This window comes from Myxococcus sp. CA056, assembly GCF_013336715.1.
GTDB classification, from domain to species: Bacteria; Myxococcota; Myxococcia; order Myxococcales; family Myxococcaceae; genus Myxococcus; species Myxococcus llanfairpwllgwyngyllgogerychwyrndrobwllllantysiliogogogochensis.
Window position 1 is genome coordinate 703113 of record NZ_JABUMT010000004.1, and the last position, 23333, is coordinate 726445.

The following is a 23333-nucleotide window of genomic DNA, read 5'->3' on the forward strand; positions in this document are numbered from 1 at the left end:
TCTCCAGCGGTGCTACCCACCGCTCTCGGCACTCGCCACCGTCATGGTGCGCCCGGGCTGGTAGTCGGTGATTTCCGCCACCACCATGCCCAGCGCGAACTCAGCCTCCACCCGCACCGGCACGTGACGCGCGTCCGTGGTGAGGTAGACGAACATGTCCCGCTTCGACGTCAGGCTGCCGCCGAACTCCGCCTGCACCCGCGTCTTGAACACCTCCTGGGTGCCCAGCTCCGTCTTCATCGTCTCGCGCGACTCCACCTTGGCGCGCATGGTGAAGCTCTTGCTGCCGGTGAACACGGGGTAGGCGTACTCACCGCCCACCGCCAGCTCCTGGTTGCGCAGCGCGAAGGTGGCGCCCGTCACGTCCAGCGTCCCTTCGACGACCTCGGCGGTGGACTCGCGCGGCGACTCGCCTTCCTTCTGTTTGACGACGAAGACGCTCTTGCCATCCGGCTGCATCTTGATGCGCTGCCGGCGGCGCTTGCCGTTCTCGTCCGCGTGCAGGTCACTGCCGACGACGCGCTGGGTGCTGGCCTTCCAGTACGACACGAACTTGTCCTTGATGGGCCACACGCCGATGAGCGCGTCGGAGCGCGCCACCGCGACGATGGGCCACACGTCCTCGCCCCACTGCTTCATGGGAGAGCCCACCGTCACCTGCGCGGTGCCCGCGGTCACACCGAGGTACTTCACGCGATACTGCGCCTGCTCACCGGGGCCGAACGCCGGGTTCGCGGAAGGCTCCTGGGCCACGGCCGATGCTGACCAGACCAGGCCCGCCAGCATCGCCGCGAACCCCCAATTGGACTGCGCACGCATCGGTTGAGCTCCATCGCTAGGAAGTTAAGTAGCCTGCCTGCTACCTGCCAGGCCCTGCCCCCGAACCATTCCCGCCACTCCACATTTCCATGGACGTGCCCGTCCCCCGGGCATTCAACGGACGCTCGTTCCCTGGCCGTGGGGGCGACGCAAGGGCCGAGCGGGGACGCAGTCTCGCACGCGAGGGCCCCCGGGCGCCTCTTCGCGGCCCAGGCCCGGCCGCCCTCCAGCAAGCCGGCCATGTCCACCGGCCGACACCGCTGCTAGCCTTCCGAACTGGCGCCTACAGGTAGGCGGCGCCTTGCCACGGAGGCACGGGAACATGGCCGGCAACTACGACTTCGACGATGACGACCACAAGGAATCGGCCCCGGTGGGGAAGAACAAGGAGTTCGACTGCCCGGGCTGCGACGCCAACAACCCCGTGCCTGACGGCTTCGGGGACGGTGACGAGCTGCGCTGCAACTACTGCGGGTGCGAATACAGCGTTCGCATCAGCGCGGAAGGCCGCATGAAGTTCAAGGAGATCTGAGGCGGCCCGCCAGCGAGCCAGCTCGGTCGTCTCAGGTCCGCTCGCCGAAGATGGCGGTGCCCACGCGCACCAGCGTCGCGCCCGCCTCGATGGCCAGCTCGAAGTCGTGCGTGGTGCCCATGGACAACTCGGTCAGCGCGTGGCGTTGCCCGAGCTCGTGCAGCGCCTGGAAGTAGCCGCGCGCGCGGGCCTCGTCGTCGGTGGGCGGGGGCAGGGACATCAGTCCCACCAGCCGCAGCCCGGGCAGCTCGCGCACCTGCGCCAGGAAGTCGGGCAGCGCCGAGGGCTCCAGGCCGGACTTGGTGGCCTCGCCGCCCACGTTGACCTCGACGTAGCAGGGCAGGGGAGCCAGGCCCTCGCGCCGCTTGGACAGCTCGCGCGCCACTTCCAGCCGCTCCAGGGCGTGGAAGGTGCTGGCCACCTTCGCCACGTACTTCACCTTGTTGGTCTGCAGGGGGCCAATCGCGTGCCAGCGCAGCCCCTCCAGGTCCGCCAGCTCCACGGCCTTGTCCCGCAGCTCCTGCGCGTAGTTCTCCCCGAAGTCGCGCTGGCCCGCGGCGTAGGCCTCGCGGATCAGCGCCGCGGGCTTCAGCTTGGAGACCGCCACCAGCGTCACCGACTCCACGGGGCGCCCCGCGCGAGCACACGCGGAGGTCACCCGCGCTCGCACCGACGCCAGCCGCTCCGCGACGTCAGAGCCCATGGTCATCGCTTCCAGGCCAGGGGCACGCCGGCGCGCTCGAGCAGCGCGAGCGTTTCCCCCAGGGGGAGTCCGACGACGTTGGTGGGGCTTCCGTCCACGGTGGCGACGAGGAAGCCGCCCTTGCCCTGAATGGCGTAGGCGCCCGCCCGGTCCACGGGCTCTCCGGTGCCGACGTACCAGGCGATCTCCGCTGCGCTCAGTTCCCGGAACGTGACGCGGGTGCGCACGACGAGCGCCTCCTCGTGGCGGCCCGCGAGCGCGACACCGGTGTGGACGTCATGCGTCCTGCCGGACAGTCGGCCGAGCATGGCGCGGGCCTCGGCCGGGTCCTGGGGCTTGCCCAGGAGCTCCGAGCCCAGGGCCACGGTGGTGTCCGCGGCCAGCACCCAGGCGCCTGGGGAGCGGGCGGCCACGACGGCGGCCTTCTCGCGGGCCAGCCGGAGGACGTAGGGGCCTGCCTCCTCGCCAGGGCGGGGTGTCTCGTCGATGTCCGCCGCGGAGACGGTAAAAGTGAGACCCAGTTGCGACAGGAAGTCCCTGCGGCGGGGAGAACCGGAGGCCAGGACGAGCAACGTTTGATCAGCGTGCGTGTGCATGTTACGGCTCCAGGCGTCGCGTCCTTAGCAGACTTGCGCCTCGGAGTGGACTCTACGGATGAATCCCGCGGACCTCCTGTCGGCCATGAAGCGGACAGTGGAACAACTGGCCGCCTTCAACGAGATGGCGAAGGCGTTGACGTCCACGCTGGAGCTGCGCGAGGTGCTCGCGCTCGTCATGCAGAAGGTCAGCAGCCTGCTGCTGCCCCGCAACTGGTCCCTCATCCTCCAGGATGAGCGCACCGGAAAGCTCTACTTCGAAATCGCCGTGGGCGAGGGAGCGGGCGTCCTCAAGGGCCTGCAACTCAACCCCGGCGAGGGCATCGCCGGCGCCGTCTTCTCCTCGGGCGTGGCCCGGCTGGTCCACGACGTGGGCGGCGACCCCAGCTTCTCGCCCCGCTTCGACGAGGCCTCCGCCTTCCACACCCGCTCCATCCTCGCCGTGCCCCTCTTGTCCCGAGGCCACGTGCTGGGCGTCATCGAACTGGTCAACGGCCCCACGGACCCGCCGTTCTCCAACGACGACCTCACCACCCTCACGGCCATCGCGGACTACGCGGCCATCGCGATCGAGAACGCGCGCAACTTCCGCCGGGTGCAGGAGCTCACCATCACCGACGAGCACACCGGCTGCTACAACGCCCGGCACCTGCGCGCGCTGCTCGACACGGAGGTGAAGCGCTCCGCGCGCTTCCGGCATCCGCTGTCGCTCGTCTTCCTGGACCTGGACCACTTCAAGAGCGTCAACGACCGGCACGGGCACCTGATGGGCAGCGCCACGCTGAAGGAGGTGGGCGACCTGCTCATGTCCCTGGGGCGCAACGGCCTGGACGCCGTCTTCCGCTACGGCGGCGACGAGTTCGCCATCCTCCTGGTGGAGACGGACCAGGACGGCGCGGCCCAGATTGCCCAGCGCGTGTGCGAGGCGTTTCGCGGGCGCTCCTTCCTCCAGGAGCACGGCCTGGACGTGCGCGTCACCGCCAGCGTGGGCGTGGCCACGTTCCCGGATCACGCCACCTCCGCGTTGGAGCTCATCCGCTCGGCGGACTTCGCCATGTATGGGGCCAAGGCCCGGGGCCGGGACGCCATCTGTGTCGCCGAGCCCGGGGGGCCGGATACAGGCAGCGGCAACGGCTCCGATTTCCCGGCGCGCTGAAGCACCTGGCCCGCAAAGGCCGAGGGCCGGGGAGGGGAACACCCTCGGCCCGGCCCTCGTGGGACTGCGTCGTGCGGGACGACGACTACCCGGCGCCCACCACCGAGTCGATGGCCTCGGTGTTCGTCACGACGTTGCCGTTCTTCTTCAGTGCCTTGAGGAAGGACTCCGTCACTTCAATCTGCTTGGCCTGCTGGGCCTGGGCACGCAGGGTGTCCTTCTTCGCCTCGAAGCCCACGGCGTCCGGCTTCTGGCGCTCCACCACTTGCGCCACCACGAAGCCCTCGCCCACGGGGAACGTCTCACCCAGCACCTGGGGACTGGTGGCCGCGAAGGCCGCCTTCACCAGCGCGGGCGCGGGGCCCAGGTGCGGCACGGCCTCACCCTCGGCGGTGAAGCTGTCCGTCTCCACGGCCTCCGGACGCGTCTCCGTCTCGAAGCGCAAGAGCGCGGGCTGCTCCTTCTCCGGCGGGAACAGCTCCTTCAGCGTCTTGCCGCCCTGCACGGTGGCCAGCGCCTTCTCGGCCTCCGTCTTCGCCAGCTCCTTGGCGCGCTCCTGCTTGTAGAGCGTGGTGGCGATCTCGTCCTGGACCTCCTCCAGCTTCTTGTCCTGCGCCGGCTGCTTCTCCTCGACCTTCACGAGGTGCACGCCGAACTTCGTCTCCACCGGCTGCGTGACGCCGCCCGCGGTGAGCGCGAAGGCCGCGTCCGCCAGCGCCGGCTCCCAGCTGCCGCGCTCCACCCAGCCCAGGTCGCCGCCGCGCGCCTTGCTGCCCGGGTCTTCGCTGCTCTCGCGGGCGACCGTGGCGAAGTCCTTGCCGCCGTCGATCTCCTTCTTGAGCGCCTCCGCCTTCTTGAGCGCCTCCGCCTTCTGCTCGGCGGTGGCCTCCGGGGGCAGCTTCACCAGCACCTGACGGGCGCGGATGCGCTCGGGCTGCTGGTACACGAAGCGGTTGGCCTCGTAGTAGTCCTTGATCTCCTTCTCGTGCGCCTTCTTCCAGTCCGCCAGCTGCGCGGGCGTGGGCGCCGTCACCTTGTCCGCGAACATGGTGGGCAGGAAGCGCGCGAAGACGACCTTGGCCTGGTTGCCGTCCTTCTCGTAGCGGGCCCGGACCTCGTCATCGGAGACGACCGCGTTGGCGCGGACGACCTCGATCATCTTCTGCGCGGCCAGCTGGCGGCGCAGCTCGGTCTCGAACTCCTGGGGCGTCTTCCGGTAGAAGTCGCGCAGTACTTGCTGGTAGCGCGAGAAGTCGAACCCGCCCTCCTTGGCGTGAAAGTCCGTGTTCTGGTGGATGAGCTTGCGCAGCTCCTCGTCGGACGGGGTGATGCCACGCTGCTCGGCCGCCTGGGCCAGGAGCTCCGTGTTCACCAACCTGTCCATCACCTGGTTGTGCATGCCGAATTGCCGGGCCACGGACTCGGGGATGGGGCTGCCCTGCGATCGCAGGAAGCTCATCTGCCGGGCCCAGGCCGTGGCGAAGTCGCGCAGCGGGATTTCCTTGCCGTTCACCTTGGCCACCGAGCCCGGCGCCGTGGTGGCGGGACCCGTGGAGCCGAAGCCGGAGCTGCCCGGCCCGAACGAAAGCGTGAACACCACCGCGATGCCGATGATGAACAGCAGGGAAAAGACCTTCCGGGGGTTCAGACCGTCCATTGTCGTCACTTCGAGAGCAAACGCGCCGAGAAAAGTCGTGCGGAAGGACTCGCGACGCGGTGTTGTTGGTAGCCCGGCCGAAGGGTGGTTGACCTGCGGCCACCCCCGTCACAGGGCCTTGACTGCCTAGGACACTGCACCGGAAAATGCAAGCGATTTAGAGAGTTTAGCCGGACCCCCACCCTCCGCACTTCCCTCCCACCCCGGAATTCCCCTCTGTGCTGTCGCTCCTCAAGCGATATCGGCGCCCCCTCATGGTCGGCGTCCTGCTGCTCTACCCGCTGGTCGCCTTCCTGCTGAGCGGGCGAAAGGGCAGGGACCCCAACCCCATCGACCGGGCGGTCATCGCGGTGACGTCGCCCGTCCAGCAGGTTCTCACGGCCTCCATCGAGGGTTCGGTGTCGGCGGTGCGGCACTACCTGGATTTGCGCGGGGTGCGGCAGGAGAATGACGCCCTGCGGTTGGAGAACCTCCAGCTCCGGGCCTCGGTGCAGGCGCTGGGCGAGTCGCGCACGGAGAACGAGCGGTTGCGCAAGCTGTTGGGCTACGCGGAGGCTGCAGCGGGGCCGGAGATTCCGGCGCGGGTGGTGGGCGTCAATCCGGTGGCCAAGCTCTTGTCGGTGCGCATCAGCGCGGGGGAGAAGGAGGGCGTCTTCCGGGGCATGTCGGTGGTGACGCCGGATGGAATCGTGGGACAGGTCATCCGGGCCACGGGGAGCTATTCGGACGTGGCGCTGGTGACGGACTCCCAGAGCCGGGTGGCGGTGCGGGTGCAGCGTTCCAGGGCGCGGGGCACGGCGTCGGGTGCTGGCAGCGGACCTTTGAAGCTGGAGAACATGCTGCGCACCGAGGACGTGGACAACGGAGACCTCATCATCACCTCGGGCACGGATGGCATCTACCCACCGGGGCTGGTGGTGGGCCGGGTGACCCATCTAGAGAAGAAGGAACACGGCATGTTCCAGGGTGGGGACATCGTGCCGGCGGTGGACACCAGCAAGCTGGAAGAGGTGTTGGTGGTGGGCAGTCCCTACAGCGCGATGGCGCAGGGCAGCGCGGCGGAGGGTGCGTCGAAATGAAGTTCCTGGTGACGGTGGGCATCGCGCTGGCGCTGCTCACGTTGGAGTCCGTGGTCGTCAAGCAGGCGGGCCTGGTGCTGGGCCGCATCGACGTCACCGTGGTGCTGGTGGCGTTCCTCGCCCTGCGCGCCACGCTGCTGGAAGGCGCCTTCTCCGCGTTCGCGGTGGGCTACCTGTTGGACTTGATGAGTGGCCAGCCCACGGGGCTGTTCACCTTCCTCGCCGTCTTCACCTTCCTGGTGGGGCGGCTCGTGTCGACCTTCGTGGACGTGCGAGGCGGCCTGTCCTTCGCGCTGTTCGCCATGGGCGCGGACGTGGGGCACGGCCTTCTGGCGGCCTTCTTCACCTGGCTGACGGTGAAGGACGGTGGCACGGGGCCGGTGCTGGCGGGGCTGCCCGTGCAGGTGGCGCTCACCGGAGCCGCGGCCCTGGCGCTCTTCCCGTTGCTGCGGCGTTTCGAGGCGGCGCAGGACCGTCCGGCGGGGTTGCTGAGGTGACGCCTCCGACGCTGGGCAACACGACGCCAGGCCGCGAACTGCGCCGGCGCTTCCTGTGGCTGGGCCTGGCCATGACGGTGTTGCTGGGCGTGTTGTCCATCCAGCTCTACCGGCTGCAAATCACCCGGGGCGAGGAGTACTCCGCCAAGAGCGTGGCCAACTTCGTCAAGGAGGTGCGCCTGCGCGCCGACCGCGGCGTCATCAAGGACGCGCGCGGCACCATCCTCGTCGACAGCCGCCCGTCGTTCGACGCCGTTGTCACGCCCGCCTTCTGCACCGACTGCTCCGAGCAGGTCATCCCCCGGCTGGCGGAGCTGCTCCAGTGGGACGCCGACCAGGCGAAGAAGGTGGAGGACCTGGTGCGGCAGGGCCGGCGCAACGCGCCCTTCCAGCCCGTGCCGGTGCGCGTGGACCTGACGCGGGACGAGTACGACCGGCTGGCCGCCCGCCGCGACATCCTGGACGGCGTGGAAGTGGCCCCCGTGCCGCACCGCCACTACCGGACCAACACGGTGCTGTCGCACGTGCTGGGCTACATGAACGAAATCACCCAGGAGGAGCTGGAGCGCCTCAACGGCGACGGCTCGCGCTACGCGCTGGGGGATTACATCGGTCGTCGCGGCCTGGAGCGTTACTTCGAGCAGCGCCTGCGCGGCCAGGACGGCGTGCGCAAGGAAGTGGTCAACGCGCGCGGCCAGAAGATTGAAGAGCTCAACGTCAAGCTGGGCGACAACGCCGTGGTGCAGCCCCAGGCGGGCAGCAACCTGGTCCTCTCCATCGACATGCGCCTGCAGGAAGAGGCCGAGCGCGCCTTTCCCGGCGTGACGGGCGCTGTCGTCGCCATCGACGTGCACACGGGCTTCATCCGCGCGCTGGTGTCGCGGCCCGGCTTCGACCCCAACCTCCTGACGGGCCGCGTGACGCCCACGCAGATGGCGCAACTGTCCAGAGACCCGCTGGAGCCCATGGTCAACCGCGTGGCCGCGGAGCACTACAGCCCGGGCTCCACGTTCAAGGTCGTCACCGCGCTCGCGGCGTTCAAGTCCGGCGCCTTCCGTCCGGAGACGGTGGTGAACTGCCCGGGTGGTTACCGGCTGGGCGCGCGCACCTGGCGCTGCCACCTGGACCGCGGCCACGGCCCGGTCAACGGCCTGGACGCGATGAAGAGCTCGTGTGACACGTGGTTCTACAAAGTGGCGGACACCATCGGCCTGGACCCCATTGGAGAGATGGGCAAGTCGCTGGGCCTGGGCAGCCCCACCGGTATCAGCGTGGTGGCGGAAGTGCCGGGCATCATGCCGACCAGCGCGTACCACGACAAAGCCTCTCCGGGCGGCTACACCAAGGGCATGGCGCTCAACAGCGCCATCGGCCAGGGCGACAACAACGTCACGCCGCTCCAGCTCGCGCTGATGTACGCGGCCATCGCCAATGGCGGCACGCTCTACAAGCCGCAGATGGTCCAACGGCTGGAGAACCTGGACGGGCAGGTGGTCCAGGAGTTCAAGCCAGAGGTCGTCCGTCGGGTGGAGCTCCCCCCGGCGCACCTGAAGTCCGTCATCGAGGGCCTGGTGAAGGTGGCCCACGAGCCGGGCGGCACCTCCTACCGCTCACGCCTCAAGGGCATGCGCGACTTGGACGTCCTCGTCGCGGCGAAGACGGGCACCGCCCAGGTGGCGCGCCTGGGCGCCATCCGCCTCAGGACGCACCAGATGAGCTACTTCGAGAGAGACCATGCCTGGTTCGCGGGCTTCGCCCCGGCGGACAAACCGGAGATCGCCGTCGTCGTGCTCAACGAGCACGGTGGTCACGGTGGCGTGGATGCCGCGCCGACGGCGATGGCCGTCATCCAGAAGTACCTGGACCTGAAGAAGCTGGATGCCTCGGCGCCGCCGCCGCGTCCCAATCAGCCCTACACCCCCTCGGTGCTGCGCGCGCCGTCTCCGGACGAGGCGGCCCTGACGCGCGGGGTGAAGCCCCCGAAGCTGCTGCCGGGCGACGAAGAGGCCTTGGAGGACACCCATGCAACTCCGGATTGAGCGGCGGATGGTGCCCCACGTTCCCTGGGGCCTCATCATCTGCGTGCTGGGCGTGTCGCTCCTGGGCATCTGGAACCTCGCCTCGGCGTCGCGTCCTCCGCTCGCGCCGGTGTGGTCCAGCCAGGCGCTCTACCTGGGGCTGGGCGTCGTCGCCGTGCTGGTGGTGTGTCTGGTGGACTACCGCTGGATTCAGCGCATGGCGATGCCCATCTACGTCGCCAACATCCTGGCGCTCATCGCGCTGCGCTTCATCGGCCACACGGCCAAGGGCGCGGAGAGCTGGTTCGTCATCGGCCCGTTCCGCCTCCAGCCCGCGGAGTTCATGAAGATTGGCGTCGTGCTGATGCTGGCCAAGGTCTACCACGACGACTTCCGCCCCAATGAGCCGTCCTACGGCCTGGTCCGTCTGTGGAAGCCGGTCCTCGTCGTGGGCGTGCCCTTCGTCCTCGTGCTCGTCCAGCCGGACCTGGGCACCGCGCTGATGATTGGCCTGTCCTCGCTCACCGTCATCCTCTTCGGCAAGGTGCGCTGGTACCTGGTGGCCACGCTCGTCGCGGCCATCCTCGCGGGCGCCATCGTCATCTGGAACGACTACGTGCGCGACGTGCCGGAGCCCCGGCCCACCATCGTCCGGCACCACCTGAAGAAGCACCAGAGTCAGCGCATCTCAGGCTGGTTGGACCCGGAGGCGGACCTGCGCGGCAGCGGGTACCACGCGGCCCAGTCGAAAATCGCGGTGGGCAGCGGCGGTGTGTCCGGCAAGGGCTGGCGCGAGGGCACCCAGACGGGCCTGCGCTTCCTGCCCGAGCAGCACACCGACTTCATCTTCTCCGTCTGGGCGGAGGAGCACGGCTTCGTGCTGTGCACGCTCCTGCTCGTCCTCTACGGCGCCATCTTCATCTTCGGCCTGGGCGTGGGGTTCAACGCCCGCGACAGGTTCGGCGCCTTCGTGGCCGTGGGCGTCGTCGCCATGCTCTTCTGGCAGGTGTTCGAGAACATCGGCATGGTCATCGGCCTGCTCCCGGTGACGGGAATTACCCTGCCGCTGATGAGTTATGGCGGGTCTTCCATGATGTCCGTGATGCTCAGCATTGGCTTGTTGGTGAACATCAGCATGCGGCGTCACATGTTCTGAGACGTCGCGAGCCGCGACGCTCGAACCGGTGCTCCGAAGCGAAGGATGGCGAGGAGCGCTCGGCGGCTGCTCGCGGGTGGTGTATGAATCACCCCACCAATTCCGGGGGGAGGGCGAGTCCCTCTCGGGCCGGTGGAGGTCAGGCATGCAGAGGAAGGTCGGGCAGAAGGTGAGTGGGAGTGTCCGCGTGGCGGAGATTCCCGTGGCGGCGAGGGACGTGAAGCCCCCGGCGCCAGCGCCCGTGGCGCGGGCCCCCGTCGTGGTGAAGGACGAGGTCCGAAAACCGGCGGCGTCGCTGCCGACGTTCTCGCCCCTCATCGAGCGCAACCAGGGGGAGCCGGAGCACCGGGAGTTTCCCCGGGCGCAGCTGACGACGCGTTTCGAGGTCTGGGTGGATGACGCGGAAGGCGGGCGGCGCTTCGCCGCGAGCCTGGCCTCCATCAACGTCAGCGTCAGCGGGGCCTTCCTGGAGAGCACCTTCTACCTGCCCATGGGCACGGTGCTGGGCGTGAGCTTCTCGCTGGAGCCAGGCGCCTCGCCGGTGCGGGCGCGGGCGGAAATCGTCCGGGAGGAGCGTGAGGACGGCCCCGAGGGACGCAGCGGCTTCGGCATCCGCTTCCTCGACTTCAGTGGACAGACGGAGGTCGCCCTGGCGCGGCTCTTCGTGGGGGCCCGGCTGCGAGCCTTCGCGGAAGACTACCTGCACTCCCAGCGGGCGCGTTCGCTGCCCAACGAACTGGAGCGCGTGGTGGATGTCCTTTCGGCGTGGGAGCTGCTCAAGGCGACGAGCACCGAAGCGGACCCCTGGCAGGCCAAATAACGCCTGACACCCCACTCCGAGGGTCGGCCAGCCATGGAAGGGTGGGGGGGATTTGCTGGAGACACGGATTGAGGAGCGGCTCGCCCAGGGCCGTGGGCGCCACCGCGAACCGCCTGTCTCAGGCGGGCTTGCCACCCGCCAGCAGGCGTCGCCGCTCCGCCTGGTAATGCGCTGAACACAGTCCCTTCGAGCGCTGCTCCCGCGTGCAGTCCGGCATGGTGCAGCGCCGGTCTGATGCCACCATGTTGCCCGCAAGGGCCTTGGGCGGACGGCCGCGGCGACGGCTTGCCGCCATGCCGTTGCTGTTGCCACCCGTGGGGATGCCCTGGTTCATCGCCCGGAGGACGCCTCGGCCAATCGCATCGCCAAGCGCTTCCGCCCAATTCACCAATGCGGGGGTCAGGGGGACCTTCGACAACTCCTTACGTGGTCGTGCCATGAAAACTCCCGTGAAAACAGTCAAAACAAACAAGGCTTCCAATGCGCCTATTTGGCGGTGGATGTCAACGCTGTCAATACAACCAGGGAGGGGTCTCGTCTGACTCGCAAAACCCGCGCGGAAAATTGATGACAAGACTGCAAAGGGATACGTGTTTCCCGCAGGCGTGGCGGACGAGCATTCGGTATCCGCGCTGTATTTGTCCGCAGGGGTGAAAATGACGCGGAGTCTGAGAAATCGCTGAAGGCTCGTCACGACAACGTCGCGCGAGTCGATTCGGGTGTTGGGTTGGATTGAGTCAGTGCCGCGGCAGGGCAAAGCCGCTGCTCCAACGGTTCCGGGCTCGCGAGAAGGATCCGCTGACAAGCCATGCTTCGTGGAGTCAGTCCGTGGAACGAACGGGGCGGGCATCACGCCGGCCAGAGGCGCTCGGGGGGACGCTGGAACTCATCCCACGACCCGACAGCGCGAAAGGGCGACAGTGCCCTTGGGGTGACAACAAGGCCGGGCGAGGCGCGACGTGGGACTCGAGGTCCTCACGTGCGCACAGGCCCGGCGAAGCGGCCTACAGCGCCTTCTTGATGGCGTCTTCGATGCGCGCCTTGGGGACGGCGCCGACAATCTGCTCCACGACCTTGCCGCCCTTGAAGAGCAGCAGCGTGGGGATGGACCGGATGTTGTAGTCCTGCGGCGTTTGCTGGTTGTCGTCGATGTTCATCTTGGTGAACTTCACCTGACCGCCATACTGGGTGGCGAGCGCGTCGATGGACGGGGCGATGGCGCGGCACGGCGCGCACCAGGTCGCCCAGAAATCCACCAGCACGGGCTCCTGGGAGTCCAGCACCAGCTGCTTGAAGTCGCCATCTCCGACCGCCTTCACGTTGTCGCCTGCCATGGTGTCTCCTTCGGGCCCTCTCCGGCCTGCACGGCGCGTCGTCTAGTACGTGCCCCGGGAGCCTGCAAGAATCGGCGGACCGTCAGCCGATCTGCCAGAAATGATGCGGTGGACAAGCGGGGGTTTCACCCGTCATTCCGAACGGCTCCCCATAGAAGCCCGGCGCTGGTGTAGGCTGGCGGGCGTGACGAAGCTCTTTCTGCCCCAGTCCCAGCTCGAGGAGTGGGCACTGGCCGACAAAGCGGACGTGCGGGATGGCCGGCTGGTGGTCATGGCCGAGGGCGGCACCGCCTTCGCCGTCTCTCCCGCCGTGCATTTCCTGCAACTCGTGTCGGGCGAGGACACCCACGGTCTGGTGGCCAAGGTGAAGACCGAGGAGCAGCTCTCCCGCCTGGGGGCCGAGCAGATGGCCGACTCGGTGCTGGTGGGGGAGTCCGCCTACGAGGTCGTTCCAGGGTATGTGACGGAGGTGCCCTCCGGGGCGCCGAAGCCGGAGGCGGCGGGCAAGAAACCCGATTCGGAGACCGACCTGTTGGCGGCGTTCCTTCTCAACAAGATGGGCTGATTCGCTCGTCTGTCACGGTTATTGCCTGAATCCATGAGCCACACGCTCGTATCGCTCGCCTGCCACGCCTACGGCATCGCCGCCGTGGCCTATCTGGCCTACCTGGTCCGCCAGTCGGACGCGCTGGCCATGGCCGGGCGCGTGCTGGTGGGTGGGGGGCTCGTGCTGCACGGGGTGGCCCTGTTCGAACTGCTGGGGGCCCAGTCCGGCCGCCCCGTGGGGATGGCCCAGGGCTTCTCCACGCTGGCCTTCCTGCTGCTGGCCATCTTCCTGGCGCTGGATGTGCGCTACCGCCGCCCCGTCATTGGCGCGTTCCTCACCCCGCTCGCGGTGACGGTGCTGATACCCGGGCTCTTGATGCACGGAGGGCAGTCGCCGCTCCCGCCGGGGGTGCGACAGCCGCTGCTTCCGCTGCACATCACCCTGGCGTTGCTGGGGCTTGCGGCGTTCGCGGTGGCCGCGGGCGTGGGCGTCATGTACCTGTTGATGGAGCGGCAGGTGCGCGCCAAGCGCTTCGGCCTGCTCTTCTCCCGGCTGCCGTCGCTGGAGTTCCTCGACACCCTCAATCGGCGTTTGGTGGTGTGGGGCTTCATCGCGCTGTCCATCACCCTGGCCACGGGGGCGTTCTTCGTCGCCACGACGGTGGGCTGGCAGTGGGACGGCAAGTCGATTGCCACGGTGGTGGCGTGGGCCGTCTTCGCCGCGCTCGTCAACGCGCGCATCTTCGCGGGCTGGAGGGGACGCCGGGTGGCGTTGCTGACCATGGCGGGGTTCTGTCTGGTGCTGGTGTCGTTCCTCACTTCGTACGACGTGACGACGAGCACGGCGGCCGCCCTGAGGATTCCCTGAGTATGGAGCTCGTCTGCATTGGCCTGTCCCACCGTACGGCGCCCCTGGTGGTGCGCGAGCGGTTGGCCCTGTCCGAGACGCGTCAGGTGGAGGTGCTCCAGCGGCTGGCCCAGTCGCCGGTGGAGGTGCTCTGGGTGTCCACTTGCAACCGCGTGGAGGTGTATCTGTCCGCGCCGGACGGGCTGGTGGCTCGGGAGCGCGCGGTGATGGAGCTCCAGGCGCTCGGCGGTGAAGAGGCGTTGGAGCACCTGTACGAGCACCGCGGCGAGGCGGCCCTCATCCACCTGTTCCGCGTGGCCTCCAGCCTGGACTCCATGGTGCTGGGCGAGGCGCAGATTCTCGGGCAGGTGAAGGACGCCTTCGAGCGAGGGCAGGGCGCGGGGGCGGTGCGGGGTGAATTGACGCGGGCGTGCGCGGCGGCGTTCGGGTGTGCCAAGCGCGTGCGCACGGAGACGGCCATCGGCCGCGCGGCGACGTCCATGGCGTCCGCGGCGGTGCAACTGGCCAGCAAGGTGTTCGACGGCTTGAAGGGCAAGACGGTGCTGGTCGTGGGAGCGGGGGAGATGGGAGAGCTGGCGGCGCGCCATCTGCAGCAGGCGGGCGCGACGAAGCTGTTCATCACCAACCGGACGTTGGCTCGCGCGGAGGCGCTGGCGACGGAGGTGGGTGGGGTGGCGCGTCCCTTCGAGGAGCTGTTCACGCTCCTTGGGGCCGCGGACGTGGTGGTGTGCAGCACCGCGTCGCCCGTGCCCCTCTTCACGCGGGAGAACGTGAGCGCGGTGGGCAAGGGGCGCAAGGGCCGGCCGCTGTTCATGGTGGACCTGGCGGTGCCTCGAGACATCGACCCCGGGGTGGGCACGCTGGACTGGGTGCACGCCTACGACGTGGACGACATCCAGAAGTTCGTCGCGGACAACGCGGCCGCGCGCGCCGAGGAGGCGCACAAGGCGGGCGTGCTGGTGGCGCAGGAGGTGGCTCGCTTCGTCAAGGAGCGCGCGCTGCGCGAGGGCATGCCCGTGCTCGCGAGGCTGCGTCAGCGCGCGGAGGCGATTGCCCGCACGGAAGTGGAGCGCACGTTGACGGCGTTGGGTGACGGGCTGACGGACAAGCAGCGCAAGAGCATCGAGGCCATGGGGCGCGCCATCGTGAACAAGCTATTGCATGAGCCCACCTCGCGACTGCGCGCCGTGGGGCCGGAGGGCGAGGGCAACCGGCTGGCGGGTGCCGCCGCGGAGCTGTTCGGTCTGCTGGAGGCGGAGCTCGAGGCGGCGGACGCGGCTTCTTCCGCCCTGGCCCCTGTTCCACAACAGGTCGCCACGGGAGCGAAGCGATGAAGTCCGTGCGCATCGCCACCCGACAGAGTCCGCTGGCGCTCTGGCAGGCGCGTCACGTGGGAGCGCTCCTGGCCGCGCATCATCCCGGCCTGGAGGTGTCCTTCGTGGAGATGACCACCGAGGGAGACCGCTTCCTGTCCGCGCCGCTGTCCGCGGTGGGCGGCAAGGGTCTGTTCGTGAAGGAAATCGAGCAGGCGCTCATCGACGGTCGCGCCGACCTCGCGGTGCACAGCCTGAAGGACATGACGTCCGAGCTGCCGGAGGGCCTGGTGCTCGCGGCGGTGCCGACGCGCGAGGACCCTCGCGATGCCTTCTGTGGCCTGGACGGGCAGACGTTGGACTCGCTGCCTCAGGGTGCGCGCGTGGGCACGTCGTCGCTGCGTCGCAGCTGCATCCTGCGCTCGCGACGGCCTGACCTCGAAATCGTCAGCCTGCGTGGCAACGTGCAGACGCGGTTGCAGAAGACGAAGGAGCTGGGGCTCGCGGGCGCGGTGCTGGCGTACGCGGGACTCAAGCGTCTGGGACTGGAGGGTGTCATCACCCAGGTGTTGTCCACCGAGGTGAGCCTGCCCGCGGTGGGGCAGGGTGTGCTCGCCATCCAGTGCAGAGGTGCCGATGCGCGGGTGTGTGGGCTGCTTGCCCCGCTGGAGGATGCGACGACTCGGGTGGCGGTGACGGCCGAGCGCGCGCTGCTGGCGAAGCTCGAGGGGGGGTGCACCGTGCCGCTGGCGGGGCACGCCACGGTGTCCGAGGGCATGGTGCACCTGCGCGGACTCGTGGGCCGGCCGGATGGCGCACGGGTGGTGCGGGGCGAGGTCCGTGGGCCCGTGGCACAGGCGCGGGAGCTGGGCGAGGCGCTGGCCGAGGACCTGCTGTCGCAGGGCGCGGCGGACATCCTGCGTGATTTCGCTCGCCGCCCGGACGCACGGCCCTAGACTGTCGCCCGCGTGGAACGGCGACTGGAAGGCATCCGAGTCTTGGTGACGCGCCCGCGTGAGCGGGCCGAGGAGCTGTGCTTTCTCCTGGAGGACGAGGGCGCGGAAGTGCTCAGCCTGCCACTGCTGGAGTTGCGTCCTCCGGAGGACCCTCGGCCGCTGGCGTCCGCCGCCGAGCACATCCAGCGCTATCGCTGGGTGGTGTTCGCGAGTCCCTCCTCGGTGGACGCGCTGATGGATGCGCTGCGCGAGGCGGGCACGGCGCAGCGGCTCGCCCGCGTGAAGCTGGCGGCGGTGGGGCCTCGCACGGCGCGCGCCGTGAGGGGTTATGGCCTGGACGTCGCCGCGGAGCCGGATGAGGGGACAGGGGAAGCGCTCTTCGAGGTACTCAAGGACGCGCTCCAGTCGGGTGACGAGGTGTTGTTGCCCGCGGCGGAAGAGGGACGGCGCGAACTCGAGGATGCATTGCGAGACGCGGGCGTGCTCGTCACCCGCGTGACGGCCTATCGCTCTCTTCCAGCGGAGCTTTCGCCAGAGGCGCTGGAGCTGCTCGCCGGTTCACCGCCGGACGTCGCGGTGTTCGCCTCGCCGCGCACCGTCGAGGCCTTCCTGGAAGCGGCGGGTCGCGAGCGGCTGGGGCCCGCGCGAGTGGTGGCGATTGGCCCCACCACGGCGTCCGCACTGGAGCAACTCGGTCTGCCTGCCACCGCCGTCGCGGAGAAGCCCACGCCCGAGGCGCTGGTGGATGCCACGGTCCGCGCGGTGCGCGGGTAGCTCACGGAAGTTGGCCTCGGCTGTCGCGGAGCGTCCTCGGCCCGAGTCGTGGGTGGATGCCACGGTCCGCGCTATGTGCGGGTAGCCCGGGGGATTCGGCCTTGCCCGTCGCGGGAGGCGGCCCCGCTTGAGTCACGGGTGTGAGCCTCCGCGCCGTTCGCGGGTAGACTGTCCTTCCCGTCGACGTCCGGGCGAATGCGTACCCGGGGATGGTCGACGTGGAGGGGTCTTCGATGATTCGGGGTTCGCAGCGGAGCGCCGTCGTACTCGGGTTGTTGTTGTCCGTCACCGCGGCGGCGCAACAGGTGTTGGAATACAAGGACCTGGGCCACCGGGTGCTCAGCACCCCCGCGGACCCCTTCGTCTTCTACGTGGACGGCCGCCAGGCACAGCCCGCGGGCAATGACCTCAACCTGGTGGTGGCCGCCAGCCGCGCGGCGGCCCAGACGTGGCAGGTGAGCTGCTCGTGGCCGACCTTCTCCTTCCCCCAGGACGGTGGCGTGGCCACGACGGGCTCGCCCATGGCGAACGTCAATGACCCCACCGACCGCTTCAACGTGGTGCCCGTCTGGGTGACGAGCGCGAGCGACCCGCGCTACACGGACACGCTCAATGGCGGGGACAGGCCCTCCGCCGCGCGTCCACTGACCTTCAGCGGCTACGTGTACCAGTGCGACATCTTCCTCAACGCCGTGGACTTCACCTGGTCCACGCTGACGCCCACGCCCGCGGGCCAATACGACATCCAGAGTGTGCTGACGCACGAGATTGGCCACTGCCTGGGCCTGGGCGACTCCTTCGAGGCCATTGGCGCGGTGATGTTCTTCGACATTCCGAGGGGCGAGAGCCGACGCCAGCTCGCGGACTACGACAGGACGGCGCTGTGCCGCTTCTATCCGAAGACGGGCGCCGTCGGTTCGCCCTGTGACAGCACCGCGTGCACCACTGGCCTGACGTGTGTCACCGCTCCGTCCACCGTTTCTGGCGCGGACCTCAAGGTCTGTGCGAAGGGCTGCTTCGGCAGTACCTCCGGCGAGTGTCCGGCCCCCTATGTCTGTCGCGAGTCCACGGCGGTCTCCGGGTACACGCGGGCCTGTCTGCCGGCCCTGCCTGACGGAGTCACCCCCGTGGGCCGCGAGTGCACGCCTGGCCCGAGAAGCTGCGGCAACACGAATGGCGACTGCATCGCCCCGGTGGCCCCTCCGTCTGGCAACGGCGAGTTCGACCGGTGGGACAATGGATACTGCACGGAGACGTGCAGCGGCTCCGGTTCGTGCCCCGCGGGCTCGGAGTGCTCCAACGTGGCCGGGCAGGGCTCCATCTGTCTCAAGGACTGTACGCCCGGTGGCAGTGACTGCCGCCCTGGCTATACCTGTGAGACCCGGCCCGAGGGCGACCTCTGTGTCCCCGGCTGCTATGGCGACCTGGACTGTGACAGCAACTCCGTCTGCCGGACGTGTGACCGTGTCTGTGTTCCGAAGCAGACGGCGGGCAAGCAGGTGGGCGATGCGTGCGCGGCGAACGCCGAGTGCGGCACCAACCAATACTGCCTCTTCGCGGAAGGGGGCACGCAGGGCGTGTGTGCGCAGCAGTGCTCCGTCTCGGCGTGCGCCTGCCCGGGTGGAACGTCGTGCCAGGTGGTGAACAAGGACGGTGAGCGAGCCTGCGTCCGGGCGTGCTCCACCAGCTCGTGTCCCTCGACGCTGCGGTGTGGCGCGGTGGAGCAGGGGAGCTCCGCCTGCCTGCCTGTCTGTCTTTCCAACCAGGACTGCGCGCCCAACATGCTCTGTGCTTCCGGGGGCACCTGTTACGATCCGCTGGCGCGGCCCGACGCCGGCCCGTGCACGCTGTGCAACGATGGTGGCACCCAGCCGCCACCGCCCGTGGACGCGGGGCCTCCTCAGGGCAGCGTCAATGGTCCGGATGGCTGTGGTTGTACGGGTGCTCCTGTCTCGGCCGCGGCATTCCTGGGTGGATTGGTCCTGCTGCTGCTGGTGGCGGGAAGGAGACGGACTTGGCACAAGCAGTGAGCGGCTCTGGCAACCCTCCCGCACGGAGCCGGGATGACTTCACCACGCTCTTCGTGCTGGAGGCGTTGGTGGGGCAGGGGCTGCTGACGGCCCAGCAGGCCCAGGAAATCCTCGCGAAGGAGGGGGCCGCGCGAGCGCGAGTCCTCAAGGCGCAGACAGCCGCGAGTGGCAAGGAGGCCGCGCGCTACGACGTGTCGCCGGTGGAGGTGGTGGCGGCCTTCCAGGTGCCCCTGGCCAGTGGCCGGGGCGTGCTGGACGAGGACCGCGTCACGGAGGCCGCCGCGCGCGCCGCGGGCATCGCCTACCGGAAGATCGACCCGCTCAAGCTGGACATGACGCTTGCCACGCGAACGGTGTCCCGGCCGTATGCGCAGAAGCACGTGTTGCTTCCGCTGGAGCGTACGGCGCAGGGGCGGTTGTTGGTGGCGGTGGCCAACCCGTTCGACCGGGAGCTGTTCGAGAGCTTCCATCGCCTCACCAGTCTCCCGCTGGAGCCGGTGCTGAGCTCGAAGGCGGACATCCTCAAGTCCATCTCCGACATCTACGGTTTCAAGAAGACGCTGGCCCGCGCGGCGGATGACTTCAGCGTGGCGGCGGGTGGGGGGCAGCTCTCCAACTTCGAGCAGCTCGTGTCGCTCAGCGGCACGCAGGAGTTGGAGGCGTCGGACCGGCCCGTGGTGCAGGCGGTGGACTATCTGCTGCGCTATGCCTTCGACAACCGCGCTTCGGATATCCACATCGAGCCCAAGCGGGCCACCAGTGTGGTTCGGTTGCGCATCGACGGTGTGTTGCACCCGGTGTACTCGTTGCCGGCGCAGGTGCATCCGCCGATTGTGTCGCGCGTGAAGATGCTCTCGCGCATCGACATCTCCGAGAAGCGCAAGCCCCAGGACGGGCGTATCAAGACGGAGCGGGACGGGCGTGAGGTGGAGTTGCGTGTCAGCACGCTGCCCACGGCCTTTGGCGAGAAGGTGGTCATTCGCATCTTCGACCCGGAGACGCTGGTGCAGGACATCGCCCAGCTCGGGTTCGAGCCGGACGAGAAGAGCTCCTTCGAGTCGTGGATTGACCAGCCCCACGGCCTCATCCTCGTCACGGGGCCGACGGGCAGTGGCAAGACGACGACGCTCTACTCGGCGCTCAAGGCGCTCGCGGGCCCGGACGTCAATGTCACCACGATTGAAGACCCTATCGAGATGGTGTGGGACGCCTTCAATCAGGTGCAGGTGCAGCCCAAGCTGGGGCTCGATTTCGCGAGCGCGCTGCGCCACATCCTGCGTCAGGACCCGGACGTCATCATGGTGGGTGAGATTCGTGACCAGGAGACGGCGGAGAACGCCATCCAGTCCGCGCTCACCGGACACCTCGTCCTCTCCACGTTGCACACCAACGACGCGCTGGGCGCCGTGGCGCGCATGAGGGATTTGGGCGTCCCGTCGTTCCTCCTGGCACAGAGCTTGTTGGGCGTCATGGCCCAGCGACTGCTGCGGCGCGTGTGCAGTCATTGCGCGGAGGAGGCGACGCTGACTCCAGATGAGCTCCTCGCGCTTCAGGCGCCGCTGCCCTTGTTGCCGGGTGGGGTGCGCCTGCTGAAGGGCGCGGGCTGCGTGCGCTGCCGAGGCACCGGTTACGTGGGCCGCACGGGCGTCTTCGAAATCGTCACCACGAATGGAGAGCTGCGCGAGCAGATTTCACGCGAGGCTCCCTACGAGAAGCTGGTGGAAGTGGCTCGGCGCGGAGGGATGCGCACGTTGCGCGAGGCCGCCGTGCGCAAGCTGGCGCAGGGCCTCACTGCCTTCGACGAAGTGGTGCGCATGACTTCGGCGTGAGGCGGGACGTGGACAGGCCTCCCGCCGGAAAGGTGGGGGCCTGCAATCACCCGGTGTCAGGCGGGGCAGGTGAAGCGCGCGTGCCTGTGATTGAAGGTGGGGCAACGCCGCCTTGAATCAAGAACGAGAAATCCGCAGCTGCTGAATTTGCATGGAATGGCATGCCCAACGACAGTCATCGCCATTGCGAGAGTGCCCGTTCGGTACTCGCTGGTCGCTGAACTGTGGCTCGGTGATATGCAGATGGGCGAGGTCGCTGCTCTGTGTCCGGCGCAAGAAACCACTCGGGGCTGTATGATGAGTGGCACGGAACGCGACGAGATTGGCCTGAGATGGCCTCAAGATTGATGACACTTATCGACGTCGAACGCCTCACCGGTGGTGGCAAAAAAACGCTGTCATCCGTTTCCCAGGACGGAGGTTTCCAGGTGTCGTCATCCAGGGCGACACACTTCATTCCCTGGTGACCACCGCGTCCGAGCTGTGCGCTACCCTGGGGCAGGGGGCCACCCGAATGGCATGATGTTCTACGAGGGGGCGCACTAGCGTGGCCACGATGGAAATGCATGCGGGGCGTAACTTCCGTTTGCGAACACGAAGAGATGACACCCAAGTCGGAGTTGCGAATTACTACGCCTTTGCCCATGGCAAACGGCCATCCTGGTGGAGTGCAGAGGTGCCTCTCGCCGCCACGGCGTTCGGTGTCTACGAGAACCGCCTGCACGCCAGGGATGGCGCCATCGTCCTGACGGAAGACGGGCTCGTGGTGTTGTCGGGCGCGGAGAGCACGCAGGTGCGCTTCGACGAGATTGAGCGGGTGCTTCTCCCCTCCAAGGAGCCGCTCTCGCTCGCGCTTCAGGTGATTCTGCACTCGGGCCAGGTCGTCGAAGTTCCTGCTTTCGGGCCGGAGGGGATTGCGTTCGACCTGTTCCGTTTCCTGAGCAGTGCCGTGAGGGAGGCCAGGGCAAGGACGAGGTAGGGCCGTCGTGCGGCCATGGGCAGGCGGATGTCTTCGTCCCCTGGCGCCCGAGCGCTCCAACGACAACGGCCCGGTCCCCCGCGAAGGGAACCGGGCCGCGATGTCTGCTCAACCGAGCGAACGCCTAGAAGCGCGCCTGCAGCAGGGTGTTGAAGCCCAGCGCGTGCGGCTTCTCGAACGTGGCCTGCGCCACGCCCGTGATGTCGTCCCGGAACGTGGTCCGGTTGGTGTCGTACGTGTAGTAGACCTCGCCCACCGCCGCGACGGAGTCGGACAGGTCCCAGCGGAACGTCGCCTTGGCGGAGTAGATGGGCTCCGCGCCGCACGCTCCCGAGCCACCGCACGTCTCCGGCAGGATGCTCAGCTGATTCACGTCACGCACCACGACGGTGCGCGTGCCCACCAGGTTCGGCGGCGGGTTGTTGCCACCGAGCAGCGACGTCGGGCTGCGGAACGACGCCGGACGCTGGATGCCGAAGATGAAGCCCGGCGTGAAGTGCAGCGCCGGCAGGTGGTAGTCCGCACCCAACGCCAGGAAGATCTCCGGGTTCAGCTCCGTCCCCTCGGGGAAGTCCTGGAACGGAGGGAAGCCCGGCACGTCGAACTGGATGTACGAGAGGCTGCGGTACAGGCCGAGCAGGCTCAGGCGCAGGAAGCCCAGCTTCGCGCGGGCCTGCAGCGCCAGCGCCGTGGCGCCCTGGGGCTCCGTCGCGCCGAACTGGTCCGGCTTCTCCAGCGTCTGGGACAGGTAGCTGCCTTCCAGCGACACGGAGTAGGACAGGCCACCCGGGTACTTCTCCGGAGCGAAGAAGCGCTCGTAGATCTCCGGGTCGTTCTTGTAGAGCCGGAAGTCCACGCTCGTGCCGACGGGCACGCCCACGTGGTAGACGACCTGCGCGGACACGCCCGCGGCGTTCACCGGCGCCTCCACACCCAGCGTCGCGAGCCCGGGGACCAGGCCCTTCTGGAAGTAGCCGCCGCCCGCCTCGACGCGCAGCGTCTCCAGGATGTCCACGCCCGCGCCGGCCATCACGCCGTAGAGCGTCTCTTCCTCGAGGACGAGCTCGTTCTGCACCAGCGCCGTCTTGCCGCCCACGTACGCGTACCACCTGTCGCGGGTGATCTGCAGCTTGGCACCCGGCACGCCGTTGGTGGCCGAGCGGGTGGTGAACACGCCGCTGCCGCCCCAGGAGATGCGGTACGCATAGCCCAGCCGGAAGCGGTCCGCGGACACCGGGAAGCCCACCAGCGAGATGCCTTCCTTCTCACCCCAGCCCGGGGGCTGGTAGTTGAGCCGGATGTAGCTGGAGTTGTCCTGGATGGCGACCTGACCGCTCGGGCGCTCCAGCACCAGCAGCGTCAGGGCCGCCTCCGTCGTCAGTCCCTCGAAGAACGCCGGTGCCCGCTTGTAGAGCACGATGTTCGACAGCGACTCGAAGCCGGAGAAGCGCGTGTTGAAGTTGTCGTAGAACTGGGTGTTCTGGTTGCCCGCGCCAAACCGTGCGTTGGGGCTGTTGGGCGTGGTTTCACCCGAGCCCGCGAGCACGTTGTCGTCCGCGAACACGAACGACAGACGCGTGTCCACGAAGTCACTGGCCCAGGCGGGCACACTCAGGGAGATAAGGCCGGTCAGGGCCAGCTTCTGCAGCGTTTTCAATGTCCCTCTCCACG

The 23333-nt window shown here is 68.5% G+C and carries 23 protein-coding genes; 16 read left to right on the forward strand and 7 right to left on the reverse strand.

The genetic code is table 11. From position 1 onward, the window contains the following. Nucleotides 1–12: 12 nt before the first annotated feature. Nucleotides 13–819 carry a DUF3108 domain-containing protein gene (locus tag HUA76_RS21210; RefSeq protein ID WP_174461900.1) on the reverse strand — a complete coding sequence of 269 codons (807 nt, stop codon included), beginning with the start codon at nt 817–819 and terminating at the stop codon, nt 13–15. A 322-nt stretch (nt 820–1141) separates the two neighbouring features. Here HUA76_RS21210 and HUA76_RS21215 point away from each other — a divergent pair, with 322 nt between their 5' ends. Continuing rightward, nucleotides 1142–1351, forward strand: coding sequence for a hypothetical protein (locus HUA76_RS21215; RefSeq protein ID WP_174461901.1), 210 nt, complete (start codon nt 1142–1144; stop codon nt 1349–1351). Nucleotides 1352–1382: 31 nt separating this feature from the next. On the opposite strand, the gene HUA76_RS21220 is transcribed toward HUA76_RS21215, so the two are convergent. Next, nucleotides 1383–2054, reverse strand: coding sequence for a YggS family pyridoxal phosphate-dependent enzyme (locus tag HUA76_RS21220; RefSeq protein ID WP_174454957.1), 672 nt, complete (start codon nt 2052–2054; stop codon nt 1383–1385). 2 nt (nt 2055–2056) lie between these two features. Continuing rightward, nucleotides 2057–2650: a nucleoside triphosphate pyrophosphatase gene (locus HUA76_RS21225; RefSeq protein ID WP_174454958.1), complete on the reverse strand. Its 594-nt coding sequence runs from the start codon at nt 2648–2650 to the stop codon at nt 2057–2059. A gap of 58 nt (nt 2651–2708) precedes the next feature. Here HUA76_RS21225 and HUA76_RS21230 point away from each other — a divergent pair, with 58 nt between their 5' ends. Continuing rightward, nucleotides 2709–3806: a diguanylate cyclase gene (locus HUA76_RS21230; RefSeq protein WP_174454959.1), complete on the forward strand. Its 1098-nt coding sequence runs from the start codon at nt 2709–2711 to the stop codon at nt 3804–3806. An 85-nt stretch (nt 3807–3891) separates the two neighbouring features. Here HUA76_RS21230 and HUA76_RS21235 read toward each other — a convergent pair whose 3' ends face one another. After that, nucleotides 3892–5463: a SurA N-terminal domain-containing protein gene (locus HUA76_RS21235; RefSeq protein ID WP_174461902.1), complete on the reverse strand. Its 1572-nt coding sequence runs from the start codon at nt 5461–5463 to the stop codon at nt 3892–3894. Between the two features lie 218 nt (nt 5464–5681). On the opposite strand from HUA76_RS21235, the gene mreC reads away from it, so the two are divergent. The 5 genes from mreC (at nt 5682) to HUA76_RS21260 (ending at nt 11033) form a co-directional block, all read left to right on the forward strand. After that, the gene (mreC, locus tag HUA76_RS21240) at nt 5682–6542 is read left to right on the forward strand and encodes a rod shape-determining protein MreC (protein ID WP_174454961.1); all 861 of its coding nucleotides are present in this window, start codon (nt 5682–5684) and stop codon (nt 6540–6542) included. Beyond that, a complete protein-coding gene (locus HUA76_RS21245; protein ID WP_174461903.1) occupies nt 6539–7039 on the forward strand; it encodes a hypothetical protein in 501 nt (166 codons plus the stop codon). The genes mreC and HUA76_RS21245 overlap by 4 nt, the downstream gene beginning before the upstream one ends. Continuing rightward, nucleotides 7036–9078 (forward strand): penicillin-binding protein 2, encoded by a 2043-nt coding sequence (mrdA, locus tag HUA76_RS21250; protein ID WP_174454962.1) that lies wholly within the window; start codon nt 7036–7038, stop codon nt 9076–9078. The genes HUA76_RS21245 and mrdA overlap by 4 nt, the downstream gene beginning before the upstream one ends. Beyond that, complete coding sequence (gene rodA, locus HUA76_RS21255; RefSeq protein ID WP_141648961.1) at nt 9062–10213, forward strand: rod shape-determining protein RodA; 1152 nt, start codon at nt 9062–9064, stop codon at nt 10211–10213. Before mrdA ends, rodA begins: the two co-directional genes overlap by 17 nt. Before the next feature lie 145 nt (nt 10214–10358). Then, nucleotides 10359–11033, forward strand: a complete 675-nt coding sequence (locus tag HUA76_RS21260) for a PilZ domain-containing protein (RefSeq protein ID WP_141648960.1) — start codon at nt 10359–10361, stop codon at nt 11031–11033. A 118-nt stretch (nt 11034–11151) separates the two neighbouring features. On the opposite strand, the gene HUA76_RS21265 is transcribed toward HUA76_RS21260, so the two are convergent. Together HUA76_RS21265 and trxA are read right to left on the reverse strand one after the other, a co-directional pair. Continuing rightward, on the reverse strand, nt 11152–11472 hold the full coding sequence (locus tag HUA76_RS21265; protein WP_141648959.1) for a hypothetical protein: 321 nt from the start codon (nt 11470–11472) through the stop codon (nt 11152–11154). A 565-nt stretch (nt 11473–12037) separates the two neighbouring features. Further along, on the reverse strand, nt 12038–12367 hold the full coding sequence (trxA, locus tag HUA76_RS21270) for a thioredoxin (RefSeq protein ID WP_174454963.1): 330 nt from the start codon (nt 12365–12367) through the stop codon (nt 12038–12040). 184 nt (nt 12368–12551) lie between these two features. Here trxA and HUA76_RS21275 point away from each other — a divergent pair, with 184 nt between their 5' ends. The 9 genes from HUA76_RS21275 (at nt 12552) to HUA76_RS21310 (ending at nt 21662) form a co-directional block, all read left to right on the forward strand. After that, complete coding sequence (locus tag HUA76_RS21275) at nt 12552–12932, forward strand: hypothetical protein (RefSeq protein ID WP_141648957.1); 381 nt, start codon at nt 12552–12554, stop codon at nt 12930–12932. Nucleotides 12933–12965: 33 nt separating this feature from the next. Then, on the forward strand, nt 12966–13781 hold the full coding sequence (locus HUA76_RS21280) for an inner membrane protein YpjD (protein ID WP_141648956.1): 816 nt from the start codon (nt 12966–12968) through the stop codon (nt 13779–13781). A gap of 2 nt (nt 13782–13783) precedes the next feature. Continuing rightward, nucleotides 13784–15115: a glutamyl-tRNA reductase gene (gene hemA / locus HUA76_RS21285; RefSeq protein ID WP_174454964.1), complete on the forward strand. Its 1332-nt coding sequence runs from the start codon at nt 13784–13786 to the stop codon at nt 15113–15115. Beyond that, entirely contained in the window at nt 15112–16050 is a 939-nt protein-coding gene (gene hemC, locus HUA76_RS21290; protein ID WP_174461904.1) for a hydroxymethylbilane synthase, read from the forward strand. Before hemA ends, hemC begins: the two co-directional genes overlap by 4 nt. Nucleotides 16051–16062: 12 nt before the next feature. Beyond that, nucleotides 16063–16824 (forward strand): uroporphyrinogen-III synthase, encoded by a 762-nt coding sequence (locus tag HUA76_RS21295; protein ID WP_174461905.1) that lies wholly within the window; start codon nt 16063–16065, stop codon nt 16822–16824. A gap of 233 nt (nt 16825–17057) precedes the next feature. Then, nucleotides 17058–18854 carry an adhesin gene (locus HUA76_RS21300; protein WP_174454967.1) on the forward strand — a complete coding sequence of 599 codons (1797 nt, stop codon included), beginning with the start codon at nt 17058–17060 and terminating at the stop codon, nt 18852–18854. Continuing rightward, complete coding sequence (locus HUA76_RS21305) at nt 18839–20683, forward strand: GspE/PulE family protein (RefSeq protein ID WP_217439901.1); 1845 nt, start codon at nt 18839–18841, stop codon at nt 20681–20683. The genes HUA76_RS21300 and HUA76_RS21305 overlap by 16 nt, the downstream gene beginning before the upstream one ends. A gap of 400 nt (nt 20684–21083) precedes the next feature. Continuing rightward, nucleotides 21084–21206, forward strand: a complete 123-nt coding sequence (locus HUA76_RS46465; protein WP_371823507.1) for a hypothetical protein — start codon at nt 21084–21086, stop codon at nt 21204–21206. Between the two features lie 153 nt (nt 21207–21359). Next, nucleotides 21360–21662, forward strand: a complete 303-nt coding sequence (locus HUA76_RS21310) for a hypothetical protein (RefSeq protein WP_174461906.1) — start codon at nt 21360–21362, stop codon at nt 21660–21662. Between the two features lie 124 nt (nt 21663–21786). On the opposite strand, the gene HUA76_RS21315 is transcribed toward HUA76_RS21310, so the two are convergent. Continuing rightward, nucleotides 21787–23319 carry a hypothetical protein gene (locus tag HUA76_RS21315; protein WP_141644744.1) on the reverse strand — a complete coding sequence of 511 codons (1533 nt, stop codon included), beginning with the start codon at nt 23317–23319 and terminating at the stop codon, nt 21787–21789. Nucleotides 23320–23333: the final 14 nt, after the last annotated feature.